This is a genomic window from Labrenzia sp. CP4, from assembly GCF_001579905.1.
In the GTDB taxonomy this organism is placed as follows: Bacteria; Pseudomonadota; Alphaproteobacteria; order Rhizobiales; family Stappiaceae; genus Roseibium; species Roseibium algicola.
This window is the reverse complement of the sequence record NZ_CP011927.1, coordinates 5,057,738-5,083,143: the sequence shown is the minus strand read 5'-3', so window position 1 is coordinate 5,083,143 and position 25,406 is coordinate 5,057,738. Positions and strand designations below refer to the sequence as shown.

General features: G+C 59.5%; 27 protein-coding genes and 1 riboswitch. Of the genes, 9 read left to right on the top strand and 18 right to left on the bottom strand.

Annotation, left to right across the window (positions count from 1 at the left end; all coding sequences use genetic code 11):
* The first annotated feature begins 4 nt into the window (after positions 1-4).
* The 3 genes from ACP90_RS23290 to ACP90_RS23280 all read left to right on the top strand — a co-directional run bounded on the left by ACP90_RS23290 (position 5) and on the right by ACP90_RS23280 (position 3,384).
* The gene (locus ACP90_RS23290) at positions 5-1,504 is read left to right on the top strand and encodes a glycosyltransferase family 39 protein (RefSeq protein WP_062490322.1); all 1,500 of its coding nucleotides are present in this window, start codon (positions 5-7) and stop codon (positions 1,502-1,504) included.
* A 108-nt stretch (positions 1,505-1,612) separates the two neighbouring features.
* A complete protein-coding gene (locus ACP90_RS23285; protein ID WP_062490320.1) occupies positions 1,613-2,410 on the top strand; it encodes a ChbG/HpnK family deacetylase in 798 nt (265 codons plus the stop codon).
* 284 nt (positions 2,411-2,694) lie between these two features.
* Complete coding sequence (locus ACP90_RS23280; protein WP_023002086.1) at positions 2,695-3,384, top strand: Crp/Fnr family transcriptional regulator; 690 nt, start codon at positions 2,695-2,697, stop codon at positions 3,382-3,384.
* Between the two features lie 55 nt (positions 3,385-3,439).
* Here ACP90_RS23280 and ACP90_RS23275 read toward each other — a convergent pair whose 3' ends face one another.
* Positions 3,440-3,871, bottom strand: coding sequence for an Rrf2 family transcriptional regulator (locus ACP90_RS23275; RefSeq protein WP_062490319.1), 432 nt, complete (start codon positions 3,869-3,871; stop codon positions 3,440-3,442).
* 97 nt (positions 3,872-3,968) lie between these two features.
* On the opposite strand from ACP90_RS23275, the gene ACP90_RS23270 reads away from it, so the two are divergent.
* The 3 genes from ACP90_RS23270 to ACP90_RS23260 all read left to right on the top strand — a co-directional run bounded on the left by ACP90_RS23270 (position 3,969) and on the right by ACP90_RS23260 (position 5,294).
* Positions 3,969-4,472 (top strand): group III truncated hemoglobin, encoded by a 504-nt coding sequence (locus tag ACP90_RS23270; protein ID WP_208993392.1) that lies wholly within the window; start codon positions 3,969-3,971, stop codon positions 4,470-4,472.
* Complete coding sequence (locus tag ACP90_RS23265) at positions 4,463-4,684, top strand: hypothetical protein (protein WP_031269763.1); 222 nt, start codon at positions 4,463-4,465, stop codon at positions 4,682-4,684. Before ACP90_RS23270 ends, ACP90_RS23265 begins: the two co-directional genes overlap by 10 nt.
* A 265-nt stretch (positions 4,685-4,949) precedes the next feature.
* Complete coding sequence (locus tag ACP90_RS23260; protein ID WP_051990218.1) at positions 4,950-5,294, top strand: acyl-CoA thioesterase; 345 nt, start codon at positions 4,950-4,952, stop codon at positions 5,292-5,294.
* 228 nt (positions 5,295-5,522) lie between these two features.
* Here ACP90_RS23260 and ACP90_RS23255 read toward each other — a convergent pair whose 3' ends face one another.
* The gene (locus tag ACP90_RS23255) at positions 5,523-5,822 is read right to left on the bottom strand and encodes a hypothetical protein (protein WP_139314296.1); all 300 of its coding nucleotides are present in this window, start codon (positions 5,820-5,822) and stop codon (positions 5,523-5,525) included.
* A gap of 41 nt (positions 5,823-5,863) precedes the next feature.
* A riboswitch (SAM-I-IV-variant riboswitch) is annotated at positions 5,864-5,988 on the bottom strand.
* A gap of 97 nt (positions 5,989-6,085) precedes the next feature.
* Here ACP90_RS23255 and ACP90_RS23250 point away from each other — a divergent pair.
* On the top strand, positions 6,086-6,775 hold the full coding sequence (locus ACP90_RS23250; RefSeq protein WP_158514212.1) for a YoaK family protein: 690 nt from the start codon (positions 6,086-6,088) through the stop codon (positions 6,773-6,775).
* Between the two features lie 28 nt (positions 6,776-6,803).
* On the opposite strand, the gene ACP90_RS23245 is transcribed toward ACP90_RS23250, so the two are convergent.
* The 4 genes from ACP90_RS23245 to ACP90_RS23230 form a co-directional block, all read right to left on the bottom strand.
* Positions 6,804-7,553 carry an ABC transporter ATP-binding protein gene (locus tag ACP90_RS23245; RefSeq protein WP_062490310.1) on the bottom strand — a complete coding sequence of 250 codons (750 nt, stop codon included), beginning with the start codon at positions 7,551-7,553 and terminating at the stop codon, positions 6,804-6,806.
* A complete protein-coding gene (locus tag ACP90_RS23240; protein ID WP_062490308.1) occupies positions 7,550-8,788 on the bottom strand; it encodes an ABC transporter permease in 1,239 nt (412 codons plus the stop codon). The genes ACP90_RS23245 and ACP90_RS23240 overlap by 4 nt, the downstream gene beginning before the upstream one ends.
* Entirely contained in the window at positions 8,785-9,798 is a 1,014-nt protein-coding gene (locus tag ACP90_RS23235; protein ID WP_062490307.1) for an efflux RND transporter periplasmic adaptor subunit, read from the bottom strand. Before ACP90_RS23235 ends, ACP90_RS23240 begins: the two co-directional genes overlap by 4 nt.
* A gap of 142 nt (positions 9,799-9,940) precedes the next feature.
* Positions 9,941-10,153 (bottom strand): SlyX family protein, encoded by a 213-nt coding sequence (locus tag ACP90_RS23230; RefSeq protein ID WP_023002075.1) that lies wholly within the window; start codon positions 10,151-10,153, stop codon positions 9,941-9,943.
* 200 nt (positions 10,154-10,353) lie between these two features.
* Between ACP90_RS23230 and ACP90_RS23225 the strand changes: the two genes are divergently transcribed.
* Entirely contained in the window at positions 10,354-11,058 is a 705-nt protein-coding gene (locus ACP90_RS23225; protein WP_062490305.1) for a glutathione S-transferase N-terminal domain-containing protein, read from the top strand.
* Between the two features lie 16 nt (positions 11,059-11,074).
* Here the strand turns inward: ACP90_RS23225 and ACP90_RS23220 are convergent, their stop codons facing one another.
* The 8 genes from ACP90_RS23220 to ACP90_RS23185 all read right to left on the bottom strand — a co-directional run bounded on the left by ACP90_RS23220 (position 11,075) and on the right by ACP90_RS23185 (position 18,795).
* Positions 11,075-11,278: a hypothetical protein gene (locus tag ACP90_RS23220; protein WP_062490304.1), complete on the bottom strand. Its 204-nt coding sequence runs from the start codon at positions 11,276-11,278 to the stop codon at positions 11,075-11,077.
* A gap of 103 nt (positions 11,279-11,381) precedes the next feature.
* Positions 11,382-12,056, bottom strand: coding sequence for a YceI family protein (locus ACP90_RS23215; protein WP_082809836.1), 675 nt, complete (start codon positions 12,054-12,056; stop codon positions 11,382-11,384).
* A gap of 205 nt (positions 12,057-12,261) precedes the next feature.
* Positions 12,262-13,053, bottom strand: coding sequence for an isocitrate lyase/phosphoenolpyruvate mutase family protein (locus tag ACP90_RS23210; RefSeq protein ID WP_062490302.1), 792 nt, complete (start codon positions 13,051-13,053; stop codon positions 12,262-12,264).
* Between the two features lie 221 nt (positions 13,054-13,274).
* Positions 13,275-14,915, bottom strand: coding sequence for a chaperonin GroEL (groL, locus tag ACP90_RS23205; RefSeq protein ID WP_031269757.1), 1,641 nt, complete (start codon positions 14,913-14,915; stop codon positions 13,275-13,277).
* 54 nt (positions 14,916-14,969) lie between these two features.
* Positions 14,970-15,257: a co-chaperone GroES gene (groES, locus tag ACP90_RS23200; RefSeq protein ID WP_006935644.1), complete on the bottom strand. Its 288-nt coding sequence runs from the start codon at positions 15,255-15,257 to the stop codon at positions 14,970-14,972.
* A gap of 278 nt (positions 15,258-15,535) precedes the next feature.
* The gene (locus tag ACP90_RS23195) at positions 15,536-16,102 is read right to left on the bottom strand and encodes a hypothetical protein (protein WP_062490300.1); all 567 of its coding nucleotides are present in this window, start codon (positions 16,100-16,102) and stop codon (positions 15,536-15,538) included.
* Between the two features lie 181 nt (positions 16,103-16,283).
* Positions 16,284-17,774, bottom strand: a complete 1,491-nt coding sequence (locus ACP90_RS23190) for a sigma-54 dependent transcriptional regulator (protein WP_055657767.1) — start codon at positions 17,772-17,774, stop codon at positions 16,284-16,286.
* Between the two features lie 214 nt (positions 17,775-17,988).
* A complete protein-coding gene (locus ACP90_RS23185; RefSeq protein WP_062490298.1) occupies positions 17,989-18,795 on the bottom strand; it encodes a hypothetical protein in 807 nt (268 codons plus the stop codon).
* 376 nt (positions 18,796-19,171) lie between these two features.
* Between ACP90_RS23185 and ACP90_RS23180 the strand changes: the two genes are divergently transcribed.
* Complete coding sequence (locus ACP90_RS23180; RefSeq protein ID WP_082809835.1) at positions 19,172-20,734, top strand: EAL domain-containing protein; 1,563 nt, start codon at positions 19,172-19,174, stop codon at positions 20,732-20,734.
* Between the two features lie 344 nt (positions 20,735-21,078).
* Here the strand turns inward: ACP90_RS23180 and ACP90_RS23175 are convergent, their stop codons facing one another.
* The 4 genes from ACP90_RS23175 to lspA all read right to left on the bottom strand — a co-directional run bounded on the left by ACP90_RS23175 (position 21,079) and on the right by lspA (position 25,401).
* Complete coding sequence (locus ACP90_RS23175) at positions 21,079-22,407, bottom strand: pitrilysin family protein (protein ID WP_062490294.1); 1,329 nt, start codon at positions 22,405-22,407, stop codon at positions 21,079-21,081.
* A gap of 2 nt (positions 22,408-22,409) precedes the next feature.
* Entirely contained in the window at positions 22,410-23,885 is a 1,476-nt protein-coding gene (locus ACP90_RS23170; RefSeq protein WP_286145705.1) for a pitrilysin family protein, read from the bottom strand.
* Positions 23,886-24,081: 196 nt separating this feature from the next.
* Positions 24,082-24,753: a hypothetical protein gene (locus ACP90_RS23165; RefSeq protein ID WP_023002063.1), complete on the bottom strand. Its 672-nt coding sequence runs from the start codon at positions 24,751-24,753 to the stop codon at positions 24,082-24,084.
* 114 nt (positions 24,754-24,867) lie between these two features.
* Entirely contained in the window at positions 24,868-25,401 is a 534-nt protein-coding gene (gene lspA / locus ACP90_RS23160) for a signal peptidase II (RefSeq protein WP_023002062.1), read from the bottom strand.
* Between the last annotated feature and the right edge of the window lie 5 nt (positions 25,402-25,406).

The window sequence follows — 25,406 nt, the reverse complement described above, 5'->3', positions numbered from 1 at the left end:
CGTTGTGACCGCTGAAGCTCAGACCGGATCCTTGCCTTTCTACCTGCGGCCTGCAGGCCTGATCCTGATTGTCGGCCTGTTGACGGCGTTGAAAATCTTTGCCGCCAGCCACTCGCATTTTGTCGAGGACGAAGCCTATTACCGCCTCTGGGGGCTTTCGCCGGCGCTCAGCTATTACGACCATCCGCCGATGATCGGCTGGTGGATCGGTATCGGTCAGGCACTGTTCGGTGACACGGTCTTCGCGGTTCGCGCCCTTGTCATCGCCTCAGGCGTGATCGGTTCCCTGGCCCTGTGGCGCACAGCCTCCCTTTTGTTTGGACGCACTGCCGCGGCCTGGTCCGTCCTGTTCCTCAACGCCAGCCTGCTGGTGGGCATCGGCGGCATTCTGGCAACGCCCGACGCTCCGTCAGTGCTGTTCTGGGGCCTCAGCCTGTGGGCGCTGACAGAACTGTCAATGTCCAGAAACGCCAACTGGTGGTTCGTGGTCGGGCTGATGGCCGGTTGCGGCCTGGTTGCCAAATATTCGGTTCTGTTTCTTGGCGCGGGCATCGTCCTGTGGCTGATCTGGGTGCCGGATGCCCGCCGCTGGTGGCGCTGCTGGCAACTCTGGGCCGGTGGACTGATCGCGCTGCTCTGCTTTTCGCCGGTGCTTTACTGGAACCACGTCCACGAATGGGTCAGCTTCTACAAGCAGTTCGGCCGGGCAGGCACCGGCGGGTACACGGCAAGATACATTCCAGAGTTCCTGGGCGCGCTGGTCGGGCTGATGAACCCGCTGATCGCTGTTTTGGCCTTTGCTGGTGCCGCCAGGCTCTTCAAGGGACTTCGGGCGCGGGAAAACGCGGCCTCTCTCCTGCTCCTGACTGTTTTGCCGTTCCTGCTTTATCTCGGGTATCACTCCATGCATTCGCGCGTGCAGGCCAACTGGCCGGCACCGCTTTTTCCCGCTTTTGCCATGATGGCTGCGGTCTTTGTCACCAGCCGGCCTGCCAGCCCAGCCCTGTGGCCGCGTCTGGCGCAATCCGGTGTCGTCCTTGGCCTTGCAGTTGCCGTCGTGGTGCAACTGCACGCAGTCTGGCCGCTGACGGGTGCCTTTGCCCGCAAGGACCCGACCTTCCAGTTGCGCGGTTGGCCGGAGATCGGACAGGAAGTGAGGGACCTGGCAGAAAGGGAGGGGGCCGGCTTCGTGGCAACGACCAGCTACGGCCTCAACGGCCAGCTCGATTTCCTGATGAAAGACGACCTGCCGGTGTTCCAGCTGACCGAGCGTATCCGCTATGTCATGCAGCCTGCGCCTGACATGTCGCTGTTCGACGGGCCGGGGCTCTATGTTGCTGAAAAGCGCCGGAACCGGGAAGGCGACCTGCGACAGTCCTTTGCCAACGTCGAGGAAGTTGCCGAGCTGACGCGCAAGGTTAAAGATGTGCCGCTGGAAAAGCTTGTCGTCTACAAGGTTGAGGGGCGTATCGGCCCGGTGTTCGAGCCGGTTGACCCAAATTGAACCGGCAGGAGATGTCGGCTCCACCCAACATCCGACTTGATTTGCTTGGCTGAATGACGCAGGGATGTGGCTTAATATTCACATTGTCCGGTCCGCCTGCGGAATTTCATGAAGCGAATTACACTTGGAGCGTTGGACTACGGCCTTGCCTTCGGGGTCGATCGCGCATTGCGTGAACTTGTGGAGCGGGGGCGCCTGAGCGCTCTTGGAGCCATGGTTGCCACCGAGCTGTGGCCACGCGAATTCCGTCCGTTGCAGGAAACCGCGGAGAAGGTCGGCAAACGGGCACTCTTCGGGGTGACCTTGGCCTTCAGCGGCGACCGTGTTTCGCCGGTCAGCGCCCGCATGCAGGAAATCTATGGCGACCGGATGTTCACGCGCGAACAACTGCAGCGCCGTGCCTTGCTGCGGCTTCTGCCGGACCAGATTCTGCAGGAGGAAGCCCAGGCTCAGCTTGCCCGCTACAGTGTGTTGATGAAACGTCAGCCGGATTTCGTGGCGGTGCGTGAAGGTCTGTTGGAGCGCACGTCCCTTGCGCGGATCGTTCTTAAGGCGATCGAGCATGCCGATTATCCCGAACCGCCACTGCTGATTTCGCCGGTGCAATCAGGTCTCAAGGCTGTCCGTCTGGCACGGCTTGCCAAGGCGCACGGCCTGAAGCTGCTTCCCAAGGCGGATCCCTTGCCGGAGACCGAGGATCAGGAAGCGCTGCACGCTCTTTTGCATAACCATTTTGACGGCATGAGCGATCTCAGTTTCGTGGCTGCTATTCCCGGCCGTTCTGACGATCGCCTGCGGCGCGACGAGCCGCGCCGGAAGATTGCAATACGCGAATGCCAGTTTGAGGTTCTTTCCAGCCAGAGGTTCTTTCAGACGCTGGAGAAGAAGGACGTTTTTCTGAACTGACGCCGAACTTTCGCTTAAGGTGCTGGCAGTCAGGCTTTTGTGAGGTTTGCTTCCGACTTGCGAATTCGGATCGGCTGGTGAGTCTAACGAAGTGGTGAAACGAAAAAACGGCCCTGCGGGGTACAGGGCCGTTTTTCGTGGAGGTCCGGAAGAGGGGAGGGGCGGCCCCGCTTCCATGTCCTTAGATATAGGGTTATTTTGCTGGAATGCACGTGATGGGCATCACAAGATGGCGTTTGATCTTGTAATTTCGCGGGCAGCAGCGCTTTTGGCAGGGGTAAGGTGTGGCTGAAATCAAGGATTTTTTAAAAAATAGCTTTTCGCTTGAAGGGCTTGACCCGGAACTGGCTGTCGGCCTGTCGCGCCTTGCAAGGCCGATGAAAATATCGGCTGGCACCATTCTCTTCGAAAATGGCGATCCCGGAAACGGCTGTTACGCGGTTCTGGAGGGCTCGCTCAAGGTATCGCTTTTGTCCGTTGAAGGCGACGAGCAGCTGCTTGCAGTGCTTGGCCCTGGCGATCTTGTCGGCGAACTGGCCCTGCTTGATGGCCGTCCGCGGTCGGCAACGGTCATCTCCCTGAAGGAAGCCCAGCTTGCCTTCATCGACAAGGCCGCCTTCCAGCGGTTTGCCGACGAGAACCCGGCCGTCTACCGGCATATGCTGTCGATCGTCGGCAAGCGGCTGCGCCATGCCAATGATGTGCTGGCGGCGCGCTCGTTCCTGCCCTTGCCGGGAAGGGTCGCCCAGACCCTGCTGCAGTTGGCGGAAACCTTCGGCAAGCCGCTCGACGATGGCCGGTTGCTGATCCACTACAAGCTCAGCCAGGCGGATATCGCCAACATGGCAGGTGCCGCGCGCGAGAACGTCAGCCGTGTCCTCAACGACTGGAAGAGGGCAGGCACCATCAGCCGGATTTCCGGCTACTACTGCCTGGAGCAGATGGACTTCCTGGAAAAGGCTTCGACGCTCTAGGAAAACCAGGCTCGAAACGGATGGTCCCGGTCTGCGTTGTTGCAGCCGGGGTGCCTCAGGCGCTGGTTTCGACCGGCAATGCCATCTGTGTTCCGGCCAGAATGGATGCCAGCGTTTCGGTATTGAGGCTTTCCAGAAAGGCTTCCGAGGCGCGCGCCATTGCGCCTTTCAGGGCACACCGGGGCAGGAAGGCGCAGACTGTGGGCTCGGGCTTCAGGCAGGCGACGACGCCAAGGTCCGGCTCGATCAGCCGTACGACATCCCCCAGTCGGATCATGTTCGGTGTTTTCGCCAGCCGTATCCCGCCGCCACGCCCGCGCGTCGTCTCCAGATAGCCACCCTTGGCGAGATGAGCGACGATTTTCATGACATGTGATTTGGCAAGGCCAAGCTGCCGCGAAAGCTTGTCGACGGTCTGCGGGTCGTCGGATTGGCCGGTCGCCATCAGAATTCTCAAGGCAAAATCGCTGGCCTGACTGAGGCGCATGGCTGGGTCTCTTTAAACATTCATCTTATATGTTGATTTTAGCGGGTTGCTGTGCCATTTAAAAGATGCATCTTAAATGAATGTTATGGAGGCGGCTATGGAAGCCCCTAACTCCAGTACCAACAGATACAAGCTGAAGAGACGCGAAACGCCGGACCAGGGCGACCGGCTCCGCCGTTACGAGAAGGTCGATGAACAGGCGATCCATGTGATGGTGCATACCTTCTATGGCTGCATTCGCCAGCATCCACGTCTCGGAGGTATCTTCGAGGGCCGTCTGGCTGGCCGGTGGGAAGAGCACCTGCCGAAGATGGAAGCCTTCTGGCAATCCGTCCTGATGAAGAACGGCGCCTACAAGGGCAAGCCCGTGCCGGCTCACTTGAAACAGAAGGAGCTGGTAAGCACGGATTTTGGCGAATGGCTCAGTGTCTTCCGGCCCGTCATCCGTGAATTGTTCGTACCGGACCTTGCAGACGAGATTGTGGCCATTGCCGAACGCATCGCGCAGAGCCTGTGGCTGGCCACTTTCGGAACCCCCGGAGCCAATCCGCCTGCCGAACTGACATCGCAACCCTCTGAATGGAGCGGATCATGCTGGTAACGATTGTCCTGATAGCGGAAGTGCTGGTGTTCGTCTGGTTCACCGTCTTTTCGCTGATGCTTCTGTCCATGTATCTGGATTCGCGCGGCATGCCGCTGCCGAAACTGGATGTCGCTGGCCGCACACTCATCGGCAGCGCGAAACTGGCCTTCATCACCGGCATCGTCGCCCTTTCGGCGATGACAGTCCTTGAAATCCAGGCCTTCAGCTAGAAAGCAACCGAAATGAATACCTCCAACCTTCTGCATCGCGGCCTGCCGATCCTGCTGATCTGGGTCGCTGCCCCCATGCCGTTGTGGATCATGGCAATCCTGATGTTTGTCCTTTGACGGTGGACTTGATCCGCAGTTCCTTCTGAGGCCCTCCGATCAACCACTTCTATTCTTGCAGGTGATGACCTAGTCTTCTTGCGAGAATCAGCGGAGGGGCTCAGGCGTGTACGACGAAAAGCCGACAGGCGATCTGACATTGCGCACCATGGCAATGCCTGCCGACACCAATGCCTCGGGAGATATTTTCGGGGGCTGGGTGTTGTCGCAGATGGACCTGGCAGGCGGTATCGCAGCCGGTCAGCGGGCCGAGGGACGTGTCGTGACCATCGCGGTCGACAAGATGAAATTCATCCGGCCTGTCCATGTGGGCGACGTGCTGTGCGTTTATGCCGAAGTCCTTCGTGTCGGCAACTCGTCGATGGAAATCAAGCTTGAATCCTGGGCCCTGCGCCATCGCTACGGCCACCGTGAAAAGGTGACCGAAGCGGTCTTCACCATGGTGGCCGTCGATGACGGCGGCAAGCCGCGCCCGGTCCCCAAGAGGGACTGAGCGCCGCGATCTCATCCGGCTTGATTTCCCTAAACTCATCCTGAGGAAGCGCGTCAGCGCTGTCTCGAAGGATGGGCGGCATATTGATGAGAAAGCGGCCCATCACTCGATACGGGCCTTCGAGACAGGCCTTCGGCCTTCCTCAGGTTGGGGCGAGTTGTTGCAGCACGCCTGTATCAAAGAAATAGGCAGAGTGCAGACGTTGGCACCACACGGGGGGCACCCCCGTCAGTGTCTGACGGGTCCGTGCCGGTTGAGAATATCGGCAAAGAGGTCTTCATCGACAGCGCAGGTGCAGCCGTTCGCCCACAGTTGAAGCAGCGTTTTCAAACGCTCGGTGCGGGCGGTCTGGCTGAGCGGCGCCTTGTGCCGTGGTAGACCACCCAGGATGCGCAGGGATTTGATCCGCGCCAGCACGCAGTCTTCAGCGGCCTGGCACCAGATATCCGTTCCGGCAAGCTTGGAGCTCGCCGCCACATGGTTCTCGATCAGATCTGCCGCACGTCCGGCAAAAGGGTCCTGAGACAAAAAATCCTCCATCGGTTGCCCGAGGAGGACTGGCGCATGCAAATTAACCGCTTAGTTGCCGGAAAGCCTCGGTTGAGGGTCTGACCAGCCGCATCCCTGTTGCGGAAACCACCTTGCCCGGAACGGCAGGTTGGCGAGGGCGCCAGCCCTTCTCTTGATGATGGCGCGCTTATGCCATGTCCAATCCGGCTTGGCAAGTCCGCCAGTGCATGGCACATCTTCCTGAAAGGACTAGCTCGGGAGCACCACAATTGGACCGATCCATGTTGCATCACAGTCGGCCGTTGGTGCCGATCCTGCTCGCCTTTTGTGCCTGCTTCATCGATGTGGTCTGCATTCTCGGCCTGTTTCACACCTTCACGGCATTCATTACCGGAACGCTTGTCGTCTTGTGCACGGAGGTGTTTCACCAGGGGCAAAACGCGGCCCTGAAGGTTTTCGTGCTCGCGGTTTTCTTCGGTTCGACTCTCTTCTGGTTCGTTTCGGTCACTGCGCTGGTGCGCAAAAACAGGATTGCCGTCCGGCATCTGTTTGCGCTCGAAGCTTTGCTGGTGGCGGGCTTCATGTTCGTCGCCGGTCTTGGAGATCCGTCAGCCGGAGGACCGTTGTCTGCCGTCACTCTGACGGCTGTCGGGTTTTCGACCGTGGCCATGTCGTTGCAGAACGTCATCATGCTGACCCTGCTCAACAGGCATGTTCCCACGACCATCATGACCGGCAATACGCTGAAGCTTGTGCTCGGCATCGCCGACTATTTCACGCATCCCGAAACGCGGCCCGACAGCCGCTCCCGGATCCGTCACCAGGCCTTCGTCCTGATGGCCTTCGCGGCCGGAGGCCTCCTGGCGAGTTTCCTGATGACCGTCATGGGGTTCTGGGCGCTTGCGATACCTGTTGCGCTTTTGATGCTGCTGGCGATAGTCCAGCCGGTGCATGAGCCTCAAGTCGCCTGAAACCGGTGCCGGCTACTCAGGCCGAAAATTATGCGCCCAAGCCGGGTGCTTCTTCCCTTTGGTGGTGCCGGTCGTAATCGATGCGGCCGTCGACCAGATGAATACGCCGGTCCATCCTGTCGGCGAGATCGATATCATGGGTAACGGCGACGACGGTGGTCCTTTCGGTCTTCACAATGGCCTGAAGACTTTCGAACACCTGTTCCGTCGATACACTGTCGAGACTGCCGGTCGGCTCATCAGCAAGGATCAGCTGCGGTGAATTGGCAAGTGCCCGGGCGACAGCGACGCGCTGTCGCTGCCCGCCGGACAATTGCTCCGGGCGGCGGTGAAGAAACTCTTCCAGACCCAGCGCCGCCAGAAGCTCCGTCGCATGGTCGAGTTGGGCCTTGGGGCTGCGTTTGCCGAGCCGCTGCATCGGTATCATCACGTTTTCCAGTGCGGTAAATTCCGGTAGCAGGAAGTGAAACTGAAAGACGAAGCCGAGTTTTTCCAAGCGAAGATGCGCCATTTCGGCAGATGTCAGCGCATGAGTGGGAAGGCCGTCTATCCGGACCTCGCCTGACGTCGGCCTGTCGAGGAGGCCAAGCAGATACAGAAGCGACGATTTCCCGGAACCGGACGGACCGGTAATGGCAACGAACTCCGCCTCGCCAACCTGAAAGCTGACATCCTGTACCAGTGTCACCGGCACGATGGCCGGCAGGATGCGGGTGAGGTTGCTCGCTTCCAGCAGAACGTCGCCGGGAGCCGTCTGTTTTTCCGGGGAAGGGGTCATGTCGCCCCTCGGATTATGTCGACAGGATTGAGCCGGGCGGCTTTCCTGGCGGGAATGTAGCCGGCGATCCCGGATGAAAACAGCGCCAACAGGCAGGCTATGATGTAGTGCAGGGCGGAAAAATAGATCGGCAGGTGGGTCATCTCCACGTCCTGGGTAAATTCGAATTTGACCGACGCGAGATAGCTCGACAGTCCGAAGCCGAGCGCCGAACCTGCAATAGCTCCCAGGATACCGATCACAAGTCCCTCGAGCACGAAGATCTGCTGAATATCGACTTCCGGAAATCCCAGTGACTTCAGGATCGCGATATCACGCGCCTTTTCGTGCACGATCGTCGAGACGATGTTGAAGATGCCGAAGCCGGCTACCACCAGAATGGCCCCGACAACCGTGTACATGATCACGTTGCGTACGAAGAAGGCCTCCATCAGCCCCTCGTTGGCCTCTTCCCAGGAAACCGCCTTGTAGCCGAGCTGCCGCTCGGCCCGTGCGGCAACCGCGTTGGCTTCGGCGATGGAATTGAGGTGGATTGCGATCGAATTGATGACGTCCGGTTTTTCCAGAAGGATCTGCACGGCTTTCAACGGCGCATAGGCAAGCCCTTCGTCGCTGGTGGTGATGCCGCTGTGGAACAGGCCGACGATCTTGAAGCGCTTGGCGACACCGTTTGCGGATGTCAGGGTCACGGTATCGCCCAGGTCCGCCCCCAGCCGTTCCGCGGCCTTGTCGCCGACAACGAGGCCATTTGACGTCGTGTCCAGGTCCTCGAAGGAGCCCTGGCGCATATCCTCGCCGATCTTGGAGACGGTCAGTTCGCGCTTGGGTTCCACACCAACCAGGGTCATGCCGATGTCCTGTCCGGCATAGCGCAGCACCGCCTGGCCGCTCAGACGCTGCGCCATCGATCCGTTCACCCAGTCGCGCAGCGAGGCAAGCGCTTCGGTCGGATTTCGGATGCCGCGAAGGTCTTCCTTCGGTCTGAGACCATGATAGGTGACAGCGTCATAGACTGCACTGGCCGGTTGTTCCGCCGGTGCGCGTTGCTCGTCCAGGATCTCCACATGGGGAATGGCGTCGATCAGTGTTGCGGTAAAATCCCGCTGAGACCCTTCCATGAGGCTCGCCATCGCCACCGAAAATCCGACACCAAGTGCGACGCCAAGCGTTGAGACAATGGTCTGGCGCAAGCGGTTGCGAATGTGGGTGGAGGCGATGCGCAGGAGAAGCATTATTTGCCGTCTCCGGGAACCGGCCTGACCTTCTGTCCTTCTGCCAGATCCGGGTTATAGGGAAAGACGACCCGGTTGTCTCCGGTGATCCCCTTCAGCACTTCCGTGGCGCGGGTGCCCTTGATCCCGGTTTCGACCTCCAGCAGAACGATTTTGTTATCCCCATCCAGCGTCAGCAGTTTCGAGCCGTCGAAGGCCGCGGTCGGCAGAAGCAGCGCGTCGTCCTTCTCCGAGGTGACGATATTGATCTCGGCAGTCATGCCGATGCGCAGCGGCGTGTCTTCCGGGAGATCGAGATAGACCCGGTAGTTCTTCAGAACCGGATCGCCTTTCGGAGTGATGCTGGCAACTTCGGCCGTCAGTTCCTTTCCCGGAAAGGCATCTGCACGGATCAGCGCCTTGTGACCCTTGGCGACCTTGGGAATATCCTCCTCGTTGACTTCCGCCACCAGTTGAAGGGGGGACGGCTGACCGATCCAGAAGAGAATTTCACCGGGTTCGGCAACTTCCCCCACCGACCCGTCCGCCCTCAGAACCATGCCGTCCATGGGGGCCACGATGACATAGTCGCGCAGCCGTTCCTTCTGGGCCGCCGTAATGGCGTTGATGCGGATCAGTTCGTTCTGGGCCTTGTCGTAAACCTGCTGGCTGACGACGCGGCGTTCCAGTAGTTGCAGCGCACGTTCCTTGTCGGATTGCGCCAGCTCCTGGCGGGCTTCCAGTTCGGCAAGCGTGGCACGGGCATCGCCGCTGTCCAGTTCCGCCAGCTGGTCGCCTTTCTGGACCTGATCACCCTCGCAGCCGCACAGCGAGACGATCCGCTCGCGGATGATGCTGGTAACCTTCGCCCATCGGACGGGTTCAACGACTGCGGTGGCATAGACCACTTCGGCTGCCCGCCCGGTCGTCGGCATCACGGTCTGCACTTCCGGCGGTTTCTTGAACCACCAAAGTGAGCCCGCGACGGCTCCCGCGATCAGCAGAACAAATATCAAAAGTTTCAAAAAGCGCATGGCACACCCTTGCCGGATCTGCCGCCACAATAACGTTTCGAGCGAGGAACGCCATGGCCTGGATCAAATGAGGATGCCTGCGCGCAAGGGCTGGCCGGACGTGTGCCCCAAGAGCGCGATCAGGTGACGCCCTCGGCGAAGATCAGTAATGCGGCGGCTTTTCAATCTGGTGGCCGGGCAGAACGTTCTCCATCAGTTCCGTAACCTGGTCTGTCATGTTGGTGACGAGCCGGTTGAGCCTGTCCAGCTGGCGGCCCTGATCGAAGACGACCGTATTCAGTTCATCAATGGTGTTGAGCGCATGAGCGAGATCGATCTCGAGCTTCTCGATTCGGGCTTCTTTGTCGTCCGCCATTGGTGTCTCCTGCGTCGTCCTGGGGCTATGTGGCTTCTTTCGGCACCCGCCCGATGTCTGTCGTGGCAGGTATATTGCGGCGGCGGCGAAACACCAACTCTCATTGTCGGCGGACTGTGAGTTTGCGCCGGGCGAAGCTGCGCTATATCTATGCGTAATCCTGACAGGGGTCGGGACCTGCAATCCCTAAAGAGGGCTCCATGACCGATCTGTCTGACTTCGAGATCTCCCGCAAATGGCCTGCCAAACACGCTGACCGTATTCAGCTCTATTCGCTGCCGACGCCCAACGGCATCAAGGTTTCGGCGATGCTGGAAGAAACGGGCCTGCCATATGAGCCGCATGTGGTCGATTTCGGCAGCAATGACCAGTTGAGCCCGGAATTCCTGTCGCTCAATCCGAACAACAAGATCCCGGCAATCATCGATCCGCACGGCCCAGGCGGCGAGCCGCTGCCTTTGTGGGAATCCGGCGCGATCCTGATTTATCTGGCGGAAAAGTCGGGCAAGTTCCTGCCGCAGGGGCCGGCAAGGCGCGCCGAAACGCTGCAGTGGCTGATGTGGCAGATGGGTGGATTTGGCCCGATGGCGGGGCAGTTGGGCTTCTTCCACAAATTCGCGGGCCGGGACTATGAAGACCGTCGGCCTTTCGAGCGATACCGGGACGAGACGAAACGCCTGCTTGGCGTTCTGGATCGGCAGCTGGTTGGGTGCGATTTCATCATGGGGAGCGACTATACCATCGCAGACATGGCCTGCTGGCCCTGGGCGCGAAATCTCAACGGCTTCTACGAGGCCGGAGAGGTGACCGACTTCGCGTCCCACACCAATGTGGTTCGCTGGGTCGACACCTGCATGAGCCGTCCGGCAAGCCAGAAGGCGGTCAACATTTCTTCGCGCGACTAACGTTAAACGGTGTCGATCAGGCCAGGAAGACGACCGAAGTCAGCAATGCCAGCAGCAGGATGATCACCGCTGCGACCCGCCAGATGGTGCCGTATCTGGAAACCGGGGGAACCTGGGATTCCAGTTCCTGATCGGTTTGGGCTTCCTGAGCGATCGTCCTGTTGAGCTGATCGGCATTCTCATACTGGTCTGACGCAGTCTGTCGCATACTCTGTGCCATCGGTCTCTCCATGTTTCAGTTCCTGGAAGAAAACCGTCAGAGGCGGCTAAGGTTCCGAAAACCCTGTGAATCGGTCACGAATGAGGAACGGATGCCGACCGTACTACTGCCCTTCAGCCTCTTTCAGCGGTGGGCCGCTGAACTCCGTTTCGATAACGAACTCAACATCATCCCCCACCCCGAGGTTGGAGCCTTCTGGCGGAAGTCCGTAGGACATGCCGAAATCGGACCTTCTCAGCGTACCAGTTGCGGAAAATCCGATCCGAGCCTGTGGGTCGTAAACCGCCAGGCCCGGATAACCGCCGTTGAAACGCACGTCGAGCTCAACTGGCCGCGTTTCACCCCTGAATGTCAGGTCGCCTGTCACGACGGCAGTTTCAGCGCCGGTTAGTTCAATGCTGGTCGAGCGATAGGTGATCTTCGGGTGATCTCCTGCATTCAGCCAGTCCGGGCCAAGCAGCATGTCGCGAAAGCCATCAGGTGGCGTTGCCGTCAGATGCAGGGATGCGACGTTTATGTCGACGCTCAGGCTGGCGTTGGCCGGATCAGCGGGATCGAGTTCCAGCGCGGCGTCAAAGTCAGCAAAGGACGCGCTGTAGTACGAAAAGCCGAGGTGATTTGCCCGGAATATGAGCGTCGAATGGAATTTGTCGATCTTGTAACTACCTGCCGGTAGAGCCGTCGCGGCGTCACCTGCATTTGCAGCAAGTGATGGCAACAGCACCGCTGCGACACCGCAAAGTACAGACAGAAAACGAAGTCCTGGGGACAGTGGCATAATGGTTCCTCTATTGACCGGTAGTTGGAAACAGCGGTGTGTTCAGGCCGATTTCAGGTGCAGCCGTGGCTGATTTGCCTGTGGCCATAGCCAGTGGTTTTGCCGATCGGCCACCAGGCAATCAAAAAATACCGACCAGTTGGTATGTTGTCAATCTCGCGGCCCTGATCTGTCGCCGGGCGAGGCGGGTGTTGGGCTTTGGCATCTAACAAAGCTTAGACCAGGCGGGAGCAGCATCAAGGCTGGTAAAATCTCCCGCGGCGATGGTTTGACCCAGTGTATTGATCGCACTGAGAGCCGCGCGGGTAAATGATCCGCCAAGACTGATCCGCCGCACGCCAGCGTCTGCGAGTTGGTCGAAGGACAGGCCCGTTGCACCTTGCCCGATGACATGGTTGACCGGAACAGGTACCGATGCGCAGACCGTCCGTATGGCTTCAAGATCAGGTAGGCCCGGGGCGTAGACGACGTCTGCCCCTGCTTCGGCAAAAGCGGACAGACGGCGAAGAACCTCATCGAGGTCATAGGCTCTCTTGCTGAGACCATCGGCGCGAGCCGTCAGGACGATCCCGGATTTCCGGGCCTCCAAGACAGCGGCGTGAACGCGCTCGAGAGCTTCCGAATATGGTCTTATACGACCAGGGTTGGACGTGTCGCGATCTTCTATCGAGATGCCGGCAAGCCCGGCTTTCGCGGCACGTGCGACCGTCTCCGCGACACCTTCCGGTGTGTCTGCAAAACAGTCTTCTCCGTCCAGCGTTACGGGAAGGCCAGTCGTACGGGACAATGCCAATGCGTGGTCGACCGCTTCCTGCCTGGAAATTTGCCGGGAACTATCGCGCCGGCCTGTCGTGAAGGCATACCCCGACGACGTGGTGGCCAGAGCCTTGAAGCCACAGTGCGCCAACAGCCTGGCGGATACGGCATCCCACGGGTTGGGCACGATAAAGCACCCGGTCTCGTGCAGTTCTCGAAAGACATTGGCTGGGCTGGACATTTGAAGGATGCGCGAAGAGCAGGGCTATCTTGTACCGATATGAAAACACAGAGGTAGCAAGAAGGGCAAGCGCTTCCGTTGGTTGAGTTGCTGTTCAGTTTTCTGGAAACCCATGCCAGCCCTGGGCTGCCTTGCAGTACAAGCGTGAGATGATGGGCGGCCAAGAAAAAAGGGCGGTCCGAAGACCGCCCTTTCTGCAAAGCTTGTGAGCTTTGGGCTTCTTAGAAGCCCATGCCGCCCATGCCGCCCATGTCGCCGCCCGGCATTGCCGGAGCGTCTTTCTTCGGCAGTTCAGCAACCATGGCTTCGGTGGTGATCAGCAGACCAGCGACGGAAGCTGCGTCCTGCAGAGCAGTACGAACAACCTTGGTCGGGTCGATGATGCCAGCTTCGATCATGTTGACGAACTGTTCGGTCTGAGCGTTGAAGCCGAAGGACGGATCGTCGTTTTCCTGGATCTTGCCAACAACGATGGAGCCTTCGACACCAGCGTTTTCAGCGATCTGACGGATCGGAGCTTCCAGAGCGCGCAGGACGATCTTGATACCAGCTGCGATGTCGGCGTTGTCGGAGGCCAGGCCTTCAACTGCCTTCTTGGCGCGCAGCAGAGCGGTACCGCCACCCGGGACGATGCCTTCTTCAACGGCAGCGCGGGTTGCGTTCAGAGCGTCGTCGACGCGGTCTTTTTTCTCTTTCACTTCGATTTCGGTCGCACCGCCAACGCGGATAACGGCAACGCCGCCTGCGAGCTTTGCAAGACGCTCCTGGAGCTTCTCACGGTCGTAATCGGAAGTGGTTTCTTCGATCTGAGCCTTGATCTGGGAAACGCGGCCGTTGATGTCGTCCTTGGAGCCAGCACCGTCAACGATGGTGGTGTTTTCCTTGGTGATGGACACCTTCTCGGCGGTGCCGAGCATGTCGAGGGTCACGTTTTCCAGCTTGATGCCGAGATCTTCGGAGATAACGGTGCCGCCGGTCAGGATCGCGATGTCTTCCAGCATGGCCTTGCGGCGGTCGCCGAAGCCCGGAGCCTTGACAGCAGCAATCTTCAGGCCGCCACGCAGCTTGTTGACGACGAGGGTAGCAAGTGCTTCGCCTTCAACGTCTTCAGCAATGATCAGCAGCGGACGGGAAGACTGAACAACAGCTTCCAGGATCGGCAGCATGGCCTGCAGGTTGGAAAGCTTCTTCTCGTGCAGCAGGATGTACGGCTTTTCCAGGTCAGCCATCATCTTGTCAGCATTGGTGACGAAGTAAGGAGACAGGTAGCCGCGGTCGAACTGCATGCCTTCAACGACTTCGAGTTCGGTTTCGAGGGACTTTGCTTCCTCGACGGTGATCACGCCTTCGTTGCCGACTTTCTGCATGGCTTCGGCAATGTCCTTGCCGACCTGCTCGTCGCCGTTAGCGGAGATCGTGCCGACCTGTGCAACTTCACCAGAGGTGGTGATGGTCTTGGAGGCAGCGGTCAGAGCCTTGACGGCTTCAGCAGCAGCAAGATCAACGCCGCGCTTCAGGTCCATCGGGTTCATGCCGGCTGCAACAGCCTTGGCGCCTTCCTTGACGATGGCCTGAGCCAGAACGGTCGCGGTGGTGGTGCCGTCGCCAGCGATGTCGTTGGTCTTGGAAGCCACTTCGCGCACCATCTGGGCGCCCATGTTTTCGAACTTGTCTTCCAGTTCGATTTCCTTGGCAACAGACACACCGTCCTTGGTGATGCGCGGTGCGCCGAAAGCCTTGTCGAGAACGACGTTACGGCCTTTCGGGCCGAGGGTCACCTTGACGGCGTTTGCGAGGGTGTCGACACCACGCAGCATGCGCTCACGTGCGTCGGAGGAGAATTTTACTTCTTTAGCAGACATGTGATCGTCTCACTCTTTTGGAACAGGTTGAAATCAGAAGCGGTTCGCGGCTGGTTACGCGATCACGCCCATGATGTCGGATTCCTTCATGATCAGGAGGTCTTCACCGTCGATCTTGACTTCGGTGCCGGACCACTTGCCGAACAGAACGCGGTCACCAGCCTTGACGTCGAGCGGAACGATCTCGCCGTTGTCCTTGCGGGCGCCGGTGCCGATGGCGATGATTTCGCCTTCCTGCGGCTTTTCCTTAGCGGTGTCCGGAATGATGATGCCGCCAGCAGTCTTTGCTTCAGAATCTACGCGGCGAACGACGACACGGTCGTGCAGTGGACGAAATGCCATAACACTGTTTCCTCTCATGAGCGCGCCCCACGCAATAGGCAGCGCGCGAGACATGAACATTGGGTTGCGTTGCACGGAAGGAAATTGCCTCCCGTCACCAATTAGCACTCCTTAACAGCGAGTGCTAACAGCGCCATGGATTTATGTAGCTGTGCTCAGCTTGTCAATGCTTTGTGACGAGAATTTAATCGCAATCGGTCGCGTTGCGCCTATGGGGTAGTCAACAGACCGGGGAGGCGGAATTATGGCGTCGCTGCTACTGCGTCAGCGAGCCCGGCTCAATTCGCGCCGGAAACGCTGAAAGGCAGTGTAAAGGCGCTCGTTTTGCCGCCAATTTCGTCGGTGAAGCTCGTTTCCAGCTGGTAATCGCCGGCCGGCAGGCCGCTGAACTGAAACGTGAGGGCCGCGGAAAGTTCACGCTGCTTGGACCGGCCGCTGCCGGAAAAGGTCGCGAAGTTCTCCTGTTCGGCCAGAACCTGGCCGGATTTGGTCAGCAGTCTGTAGTCCGCGGTCAGCTCATAGGCATAACCGTCTTCGGTTTCCTGAAAGCCGTAACCGACTGGTTCCGCGTAGACAGACAGCGCTTCACCATCGGCAAACGTCGCGTCAGCGCGCGGCGTATACTCGCCATATCCGGTGCTCGGGCTGGAAGCGAAGGTTGCGGCCGTGAACGAAAGACCGGCGGCAGTCCATGCCTGGTCATAGGCGGCAAGTGCGTTCTGGAAAGCTTCAGGAGGGCTGGCGGGGGATTGGGCCTGCGCGGACAGCTGTCCAGCAGACAGTCCGGTTGCAATCAGAACAGCAGACAGCGTCTGCCGAAAAGCACATTTTCCCACCAGCATCATCTATATCCCCGCACGCCTTTAAATCTTGTCGTTTTCAGCGATTTTGCCGATATAAACCGACTTGTCCGATTAAACAAGGCAATGTGTGCGGCGCGGTAAACGCCGGATTTAGCTGTACTCTACTCGTTATCCGCGAAAGTAGAAAACCCGATTGCGGTTAACGTGTCGCCGGTCCGGGCATTTACATGCTGCGGGCTGTCCAGGACTGACGCTTTCGGTAGATAGTGGAAGGGCTGATCTCAAGGGCTGCTGCCGCCATGGCGATGTTGCCGTCAAAGGCATCAAGAGCGTCTTCGATGATGCGCCGCTCCTGGGCCCAAAGTGGCTCGATGGTTCCGAACGGCCGGCTTGGCGGCGCCACGCGCGATCGCTCGCGGGACAGGTCGATCAAGGTGCCCGGCCGGCTGCTCTGGTCGCGAATGATCAGCGGCAGCATGTCGTAGGTGACAGCGGCACCGTCATTCATGACAACGATCTGCCGGATGGTGTTCTCAAGCTGGCGAACGTTGCCCGGCCAGGGATAGGAAATGATCCGCGCTTCCGCGTCCGCATCAAATCCTCTGAAACCGCGCCGTTCTTCCGCCGAATAGCGTTCAAGGAAGGTTTCGGCGAGCGGCAGGATATCGTCGCGGCGCTCTCTGAGAGGCGGCATGTGGATCGGCAGCACGTGCAGCCGGTAGTAAAGGTCTTCGCGGAAGCGGCCGGCGGATATTTCCTGAACCGGGTTCCGGTTTGTGGCGCAGATGATGCGCGCGTCCACCTTGCGGGTATGTGTGTCGCCGAGGCGCTGGAACGTCCCCGTCTGCAGGAAGCGCAACAGCTTGCTCTGCAGGAGAAGGTCCATCTCGCCGATCTCGTCCAGGAACAGCGTGCCGCCATCGGCCTGTTCGGCCGCGCCCGCACGGTTGTCTGCAGCTCCGGTAAAGGCGCCGCGCACATATCCGAAGATCTCGCTCTCAATGAGGTCTCGCGGAATGGCCGCGCAGTTCAAGGTGACGAAACGGTTGGACCGGCGCTCGGATAATTCGTGAACCGCAGCGGCGCACAGTTCCTTGCCCGTTCCGGACTCTCCGGTAATGAAGACCGGAGCCTGCGACGGCGCCATGCGACCGATCTGGTCGTGGATGTCGCGCATCTGGGCGGAGGTGCCCACCAGGCGGTTCGTTCCGGAGCTTTCGGTCCTGATGTGTGCGGCGCGAAGCGGAGGTGCTGAAAGCTCCGGCATTGAAACGACAGGCTGGACACTCTGCGGTGCTGCGGGAGCAACCGGTTGAACGGGCCTTCTTTGTTTCAGCTGGAAGGAAATCTTGGACGCAAGCGCATCGAGCGAGAAGGGCTTGGTCAGGAAATCATGGGCTCCGGCGCGCATCGCGCTGACGGCCCGCGAGACAGACCCCTTGGCCGAAACCGCGATGATGACCGCCTTGGGACAGCGAACCGCATAGGCTTCCAGGGCTTCGTCGCCACCGATGGTTTCCAGATCGATGATCAGAATGTCGGTGGTCTTGTCTGCAAGGTCCTGCAGGCAGGACGAGGATTCCGTGTACAGGATGGGGTCCGTACAGGCGTGAGACAGCTTGGCGCAGACCGCAGAGGTGCGGGCAGCCTCGGAGGCCGTTGCGTCAAGTACGCGTACTATAACAGGCAGCTCTTTGCCCTCATTACTCCCCATTGCTGGGTAACTCCCATCGCTGGATACGGGTCATTCGAATATCGAAAGATTCGTCAATTTGATAATTCTCCGAACAGGGTAAACAAAGCGTTGTCAGATGACGCAAATTGCAGGCGATCTTCGCTTTCGGCACAGAAAAGGGCCGAAGTGAGCAAAATATTCCAGCTCAGGCAGTGTGTGGTGGATATGTCGAAGACCGGTCAGACCTGAGAAATCAAAGGCCGGCCGACAGGTATCCTGCCAGGAAACTGGCAAGGCAGAGGGCGAACACCAGCCAAAGGTCAACGGGATGTGCCAATGCGCGTTGCAGCTTTCGGAAGACTTCCGGAAGGCCGGTTCCACCCGGTGCGTTGGTTCCGGTGCGCAAGGCACGTGCAGGCGGCCGGAAGGCATCATGCTCGTCCACGGTTCCCGACACCCCACCTGTTTCAAGGTGCGGATGAGCCATCGTATCCGGCGCGAAATGTTTACCGGCCAGGTCCCCGTTTGGTGCATCTTTGGTGGCAAGGTCTGCTGCACAATCCGGCAACGATCCGGCGTGCGCCGGTTGGAACTCCGGTGCATAGCTGCCTTTGGGAATGGTGATGCGCACGGGGTCGTTGGCACCGGATCCGGCATAGTATTTCTCTAGCCTGCGCCGCAGGCGGGCGGCCTCGACGCGTACGATAGGGTCCGTCACCGGATTGAAGTCTTCCGGCCGCCCGAGCGCTTCAACCGCAATCGTATAGCCTTTGATCTTTTCCTGTTGTCTGTTCAGCGTGGCATGCACGACAAACCCCAGGAAGGCGCGCAGTTGGGGCGCGGACTGGAATTCGGAGCTTTTCAGGGTGTTGATGAGCGCGGCCTTGATCTGCTCCTCGCAGGGAAGTTGCTCCTGCACTGTGTTCGGGGCCGCCGCTTCACCTGACTTGAGAGAAGTTGAGGCCTCGGGTGCGGGGCGGTCCTTGGCAGGCTGGTCTATCTTCGCATCCGGCGAATTTTCGCACGATGCCCGATATGTCGTTTGTTCGGCTGCATGCATATCAGCCCCCTGCTAGACCTGTTGACTGATCCGCCGTGAAGTAGCTTCCCTTACGTAAATTTAGACGAAGTACTACCGAATGCAACGGTCAAAAAGTCATGGGGACGTCATTGCCCGGTGCGTCCAGCGGGTGAGTGGGAGACTTGTGGTTGTGAGCTGTTTGAGACACTGTGAACGCTGCGTGAGGAGCGAAAAACGCCGAAATACCGTGACGCATCAACCATAGTCGGGGACAAGTCACGGATTCCATACCGCAAGGCGGTTGTAGATTCGGCCACGCATGGTTCTTAAGGCATGATTAACCAGTAACTTTTGATTCGCGTTGGAACTTTCGAATACCATGGGGCGGACAGGGACCATATTCGTAGCAATTTGCATGGCCGTGATCGCGCTGTCGTCTGCGACAGTTCTGGTCTTCCAGTTCGGACGGCCGTTCGGCGAAGCTGTTTCCCTGTCGCTTGCGCTCATGTGCACCATGATCCTGATCCACCTGCTGATCGGTCGTGCACGCGACCGCGGCGCGGTGAGTGAAGCGGTCGACCGTCTTGAAGAGCGCATGGCGGATCTGGACGAGGATGTCGGCAATCTCGAAGGCAGGCTCACGGGCATGGAACACACCATGCCGCGCCGTACCCGCGCCGAAATCGACCCTCTGTTTGCTGAAGTTGAAGTTCTGGGCACCTTGGTCAAGCAGATGGCCGAGGCCATGTCCGACCTTGAAGCGAGGGTCGAGGACCAGCAGGCCATCGCACCGCCACCGCAGATGCCAAGCCTGCCACGTTATCAGCAGCCGCAGGAGACCTACCAGGAAGAACGCCGGTCCACCTATCAGGCGCCGCAGAACTGGCCTCCGGTTCAGCAGCCTGCGCAGGCCCCGCAGCGCCAGCAGCACGCCCCTGCGTCCTTTTCTCATGAAGCGGACAACGGCATGCAGGAGCCCTATGCACCAGCGGCTGCACCGCGCCGGGACATGAACGATTTCGATCGACGCTATGGTGTGCACGCGCCGCGTCTCGAGGATAAGCTGGGTCATGTTCCGGTAAAGGAACAGCCGAACCACCAGCAGCAGGATTACGCATTCGATCTGCCGGATGAACCCGACCAGCGCCTTGCCGCACGTACCGCGATGCCGGCCGAAAAGCCGAAGCCGAACATGGCCATGCGCGAACTGATCACGTCGGCACTCAATGCCAACCGGGTGGAGCTCCACCTGCAGCCGATCGTGACACTGCCGCAGCGCCAGGTGAAGTACTATGAAGCCTTCACTCGCCTGCGTGATAACGGTGGCAACCTGATCGAAGCATCGGCTTTTATTCCGGAAGCGGTTCTCTCAGGCCAGATAGCCCGGATCGACAATCTGCTGCTGTTCCGCTCCATCCAGGTCGTGCGCCGCCTGACCTCGCGCAATCGCAATGCCATCCTGTTCTGCAATATCTCGTCGCAGTCGCTGGTTGACGAAACCTTCTTCCCCGGCTTCCTGGAATTCGTGAAGGCGAACCAGGATCTGGCCGATGTGCTTGTGTTCGAATTCTCCCAGGACGATGTCGCCCAGATGGGCGGGATGGAGCTTGAAAGCCTGAGTTCGCTGTTCGAAGCCGGGTTCCGCTTCTCCGTCGACCAGATCGCGGACATGAAGATGGACTTCAACTCCCTGGCGGGCCGGGGTTTCAAATACGGCAAGCTGCACGCCGACTATCTCATCGGGCGCCGCGAAGCCAAACACGGCCACATCCATCCGTCCGATTTCGGCGACCTGCTTCATCGCTATGGCATGCAGTTGATCACTGACCATGTGGAAACGGAATCCCAGGTGCTGGAGTTGCTCGACTACGACGTCAAGCTCGCTCAGGGCAACCTGTTCTCGCCGCCGCGCCCGGTGCGTGCGGAAGTGCTGCAGGGCGCACCTGCTCCCGGCCCGAGACGGTCTGCCGCCGGTTGATCCGCGCAAGGCGCTTCCGCGTTTCCGAAACGATAACCTGCTTCGACATTTCAGCCGCCGTGAGCCGGCGGAGCAGCCCATGACAGTGGTCTGCCGCCATATGGCAAAAGCAGGCGGCTTGAGGGCTTTTCCACTCGGCCTTTTCAAGTGCCGACCTGGATCCTCCTGTGTCACCCCGGACAGGCGGGTCGCAATGCCTGTCTCGAATGCACATTTTCTGCCTTGAAGGCTGGTCCCAGGCTCGAGCAGTGATGATCGCACTTCAGTCTGGCAGGCAAAATCAAAAACGCCCCGGTTTGAGCCGGGGCGTTTGTCATTGAGGCAGTGTCGTTGTTGCTTTGGGGCTACCCCTGTTTCGGGCCGACGGTCACCACTGTCGGAGCCTTGTCGGCCAGCAGGCGTTTGGCCACCCGTTTGACGTCGTCCAGTGAAATAGCCTCGATCTCGCTGTTGCGGCGGTCGAAATAATCGATCCCCAGTTCTGCATTCTGCAGAGCGACCAACTGCCGGGCAATCTTGCCGGAACTGTCGAAGCGCAGAGGGTAAGAGCCGGTCAGATACTGTTTGGCAGACTGTAATTCGTCTTCGCTCGGTCCGGTTTCGGCCATGCGACTGATCTGTTCCAACATGATCTTCACCGTCTCGTCCGCCCGGTCCGCCTTGGTCGCAGCATTGGCGATCAGAAGGCCCGTGTGTGCGTAAGGAGAAAGAGATGTGCCGGCGCCGTAGGAAAGCCCGCGCTTTTCCCGCACTTCTTCATACATCCAGGAGGTGAAGGTGCCGCCACCCAGAATGTGGTTCATCACAAAGGCGGCCTGATAGTCGGGATCGTCACGTGTCAGTCCGGGAAGACCGAGCAGGATCGTGGTTTGCGGTACCGCCAGCTGCTGGTTTACTCCGGTTCCGAATTGCGGTTCGAAATCGGCAATCTGCACCAGCTGTCCTTCCTCCTGCAGAGGAGCAAAGACCTTATCGAGAATTCCGGCGAGGGTTTCAGCATCGATCGCACCGACGACACCGATGATCAGCCCCTTGCGGGCGAGAAGCTTGCCCTGCTGGTTTGCAAGGTCGTCCGCGTTCAGGCCGGCCAGTGTTTCGGCGGTGCCAAGCGTTGGCCGGGCGTAGGGGTGATCACCGAACATTGCTTCGGCAAGGGCTCTTCCGGCAATCGCATCCGGATCGCTTTCGTTGCGTCTCGCCCTTTGCGACAGCTGGGCCTTCATCCGCTCCACCGGGGCTTCGTCGAAGCGCGGCTCGTTCACGGCGAGGGCCAGAAGGTCACTGGCCTCGTCAAGGGTTGGCGTCAGGGTCCGCAAGCTGCCGTAGAACCGGTCCTTGCCGGTGCTGAAGTTGATGCTGATGGCAAGTTCTTCCAGCTTGGCCTGGAAGGTCTCGGAATCCATTTCACCCGCGCCTTCGTCCAGCGTTGCGGCGAGCAGGCGCGTCAGGCCTTCCTTTCCGACAGGGTCCTGCACGGAGCCACCGTCGAAGGAAAAATCGAGCGCAATGATAGGCACGGTATGGTCTTCTACCAGCCAGGCTGTGATGCCTTTGGGGCTGGTGACTTCCTGGATCTCGACGGCCTGCGCCAGCCTCATCAGGCCAAGCAGGGCGACAAGCGACAAAGCGAGGGCGGAGACCGGACCGCGCAGGGAGAAGAGGGTGTGTGCCATGATCAGGACTTGTCCTTCGTCTGGGGCGCATCGGATTGGGCGGCATCGGGCACGACGGGCGGTTCCATGCGCAACTCTCCGACCACGGGGAGGCCGGCGAGATAGGTGCGGGCCGCATCCAGGACATCTTCAGGGGTGACAGCCTGTATCTGCGAAGGCCAGGTCTGGACGTTTTCGATCGTTTGCCCAGTTGTCAGGGCACCGCCGAAAAGGCGTGCCAGGCCGGATTGGCTGTCCTGGGCGTAGATCGCGCTGGCGACCATGCTGTTTCGGGCGCGTTCAACTTCTTCTTCCGTGACGCCGGTCTCGAGCAGTTTCTGAAGTTCGGTCGCTATCAGCCGTTCCATGTCTTCCAGCGTGTAACCGGGGCGCGGCACGGCGTAGAGACCGAAGCGGCCGTTATCAAGGGCGCTGCCCTGATAATAGGCGCCGGCGCTGAGGGCGGCTTCCTGGTCGAGAACCAGTGCCTTGTGCAGGCGGCTGGAAGGCCCTTCGCCCAGAATATACGACAGAATGTCCAGCGCCTCCGGCGTGCGGCCTTCGCCGGTGGTCTGGCTCGGCACGATCCAGATTTGCGACAGGGACTCCTGGCGCACCCGCGGATCGGAAACGGCAATGCGTCTTTCACCCGCAAGCGGCGGTTCGGCCGGCCGGAGGCGTTCTCCAGGCTCTGCGCGCCGGGCAACCTTGCCGTAGGTTTCCTGCGCAAGCTTGCGAACCGCATCAACGTCCACATCTCCGGCAATTACCACCACCGCGTTGTTGGGCGTGTAGAACCGGTCGTAGAAGGCGATCGCAGCTTCCTTGTTGAGCGCTTCGATTTCGCTCTGCCAGCCGATGACGGGTGAGCCGTAGGGGTGGTTGACGAAGGTGATGGAATTCAGCGCCTCCTGCAGCCGGGAACCGGGTTCACTGTCGACCCGCATGCGCCGCTCTTCCAGAACCACGTCCCGTTCCGGCGTCACGACTTCGTCGCTCAGAACCAGGTTCTCCATCCGGTCGGCTTCCAGCTTCATCATGAGCGGCAGATGCTGCTTGGCGACTTTCTGGAAATAGGCAGTGTAGTCGGTGCTGGTGAAGGCGTTCTCCTGGCCACCACGATCGGCAACCATCTTGGAGAATTCTCCGTTGGGATGGTCGTGTGTACCCTTGAACATCAAATGTTCGAGAAAATGCGCAACACCTGACTGACCTTCCGGTTCATCGGCGGAACCGACCTTGTACCAGATCATGTGGGTGACAACCGGCGCCCGGCGGTCCGGGATGACCACCACCTGCAAACCGTTATCCAGCGTGAAGCTTTCAAGGTTCGGCGCAATCATGAGGTTTCCTGCCGTTGCCGGCGTGGAAAAGGCACTTCCCGGCACAAGGGCCATGCCGCCACCCAGCAGGAGCGCAGGCATCAGCACAAGGCCGATGGAGCGCTTCAACCGCCGCACGGGGGATGTCTTGTCGTGCTTCGAGGACGATGGGTTCACGTGCAACTCCCGTTCCTTGTCGTTCGAACAGCATGCGCTTCAACCAGGTGAGGGAAAAGCGCAAAGCCGGGCAATTTCATGGTGGCCAACAAAAAAGACCTCCGGACCTATCCTCCATATAGGAGGTGCGGTCCGGAGGTCCCGTTACAATTTTGTCATCTGCCTTTCGGACCCTGAAGTCCGGTCACTGAAGAGATCAGTTACAGAAGTTCTGGTCGCCTTCCAGGCAGCGCGGATCGAGCGGCTTGGAGTCGTATTCGTCGTAATTCGTCGGCTTGCGCTTTTTCTTCACCACTTCCGGCATCGGTGCATCCGGAGAAGGCGTGCTGTAGCCGGTGGGCGGATCGGTCAGGTAGCGGCGTGCGGACAGGCCATTCTGCTCGATACCTGCCTGCTGGGACCGCAACTGCTGCAGGCGCTCCCATTCGGCCCGCTGCTCTTCACGTGTCAGCTTGCCGCCTTCGGTGATCTCGTTGAAGCGGCGCTCTGCGTCGAGATCGCGATTCTGACCGGTAACACCGGTAATCTTGAAGCCGCGCATCTGTTCCGGGGTCAGCGCTTCGCTGTTCATGCTGCCGGTCTTGCCGGAGCTGGCATAAAGCTGCTTCAGCTCGGTCAGCTGTTCGTTTTCACGCTGCTTCGGCCAATTCTGATCGTTTACACCGGCAACATTGGTTTCCGGTTCTGGAAGGTTCGTCGGCTCTGCGGGCATGGCCAGCGGTCCGCGAGGTTTGTACTCGATCTGCTTTTCATTCGGATCAACGGCGCCAAGGCCTTTCATCACGGTGTCGACAAGGGCGACATCCGGTGCCTGGCTCGTGCCATCCGCTGCCTGGCATGCGGCCAAACCGGCCAAAAGCACCAGCACTGCAGAATTCTTTACAAACCCAACTAACGTCCGCACTGCGCAGACCCCTCGATTTCTCATAAAAAACAGCCGGCAGCACTCCGCCCGCGATCAGTCGTTGTCCAGCCTAAACCATTATTTTGCGGCTGAATTAGGACCATCTCGGAAACTGTCATACAGGAGACCGACGACGCCCGCAACGATCCACACATCTGCCAGGTTGAACACGTACCAGGAGAACGTGCCGACGTGGAAATGGACGAAGTCGACGACGGCGCCATAGGTCAGTCTGTCGATCCCGTTTCCGATCGCCCCGCCAATGACCAGCGCCAAGGCAAGGGCCACCAGGCGTGACTGGCAACGCGCCGACCAGACCCACAGGCCAATCGTGACTGCAATCGTCACACCGGCCAGAAGCCAGCGGCCCAGGTCGCTGTTCTGCTGGAACAGGCCATAGGAAATACCACGGTTCCAGACCAGAACGATCTCGAGAACCGGCAAAAGGTCAACCGGTCCGTTGCGGGCAAGATCAAAGCCGTAAACCAGCCAGAGCTTGCTGCCCTGGTCGATGACAACCCCGACAAGCGCGATCAGAAGCACAAAGGTGCTGAAACGGCCCCAGAGAAGGGGCCGTTTCGTATTGTTGGAAGATGTATCCTGTTGCGTCATCGTGA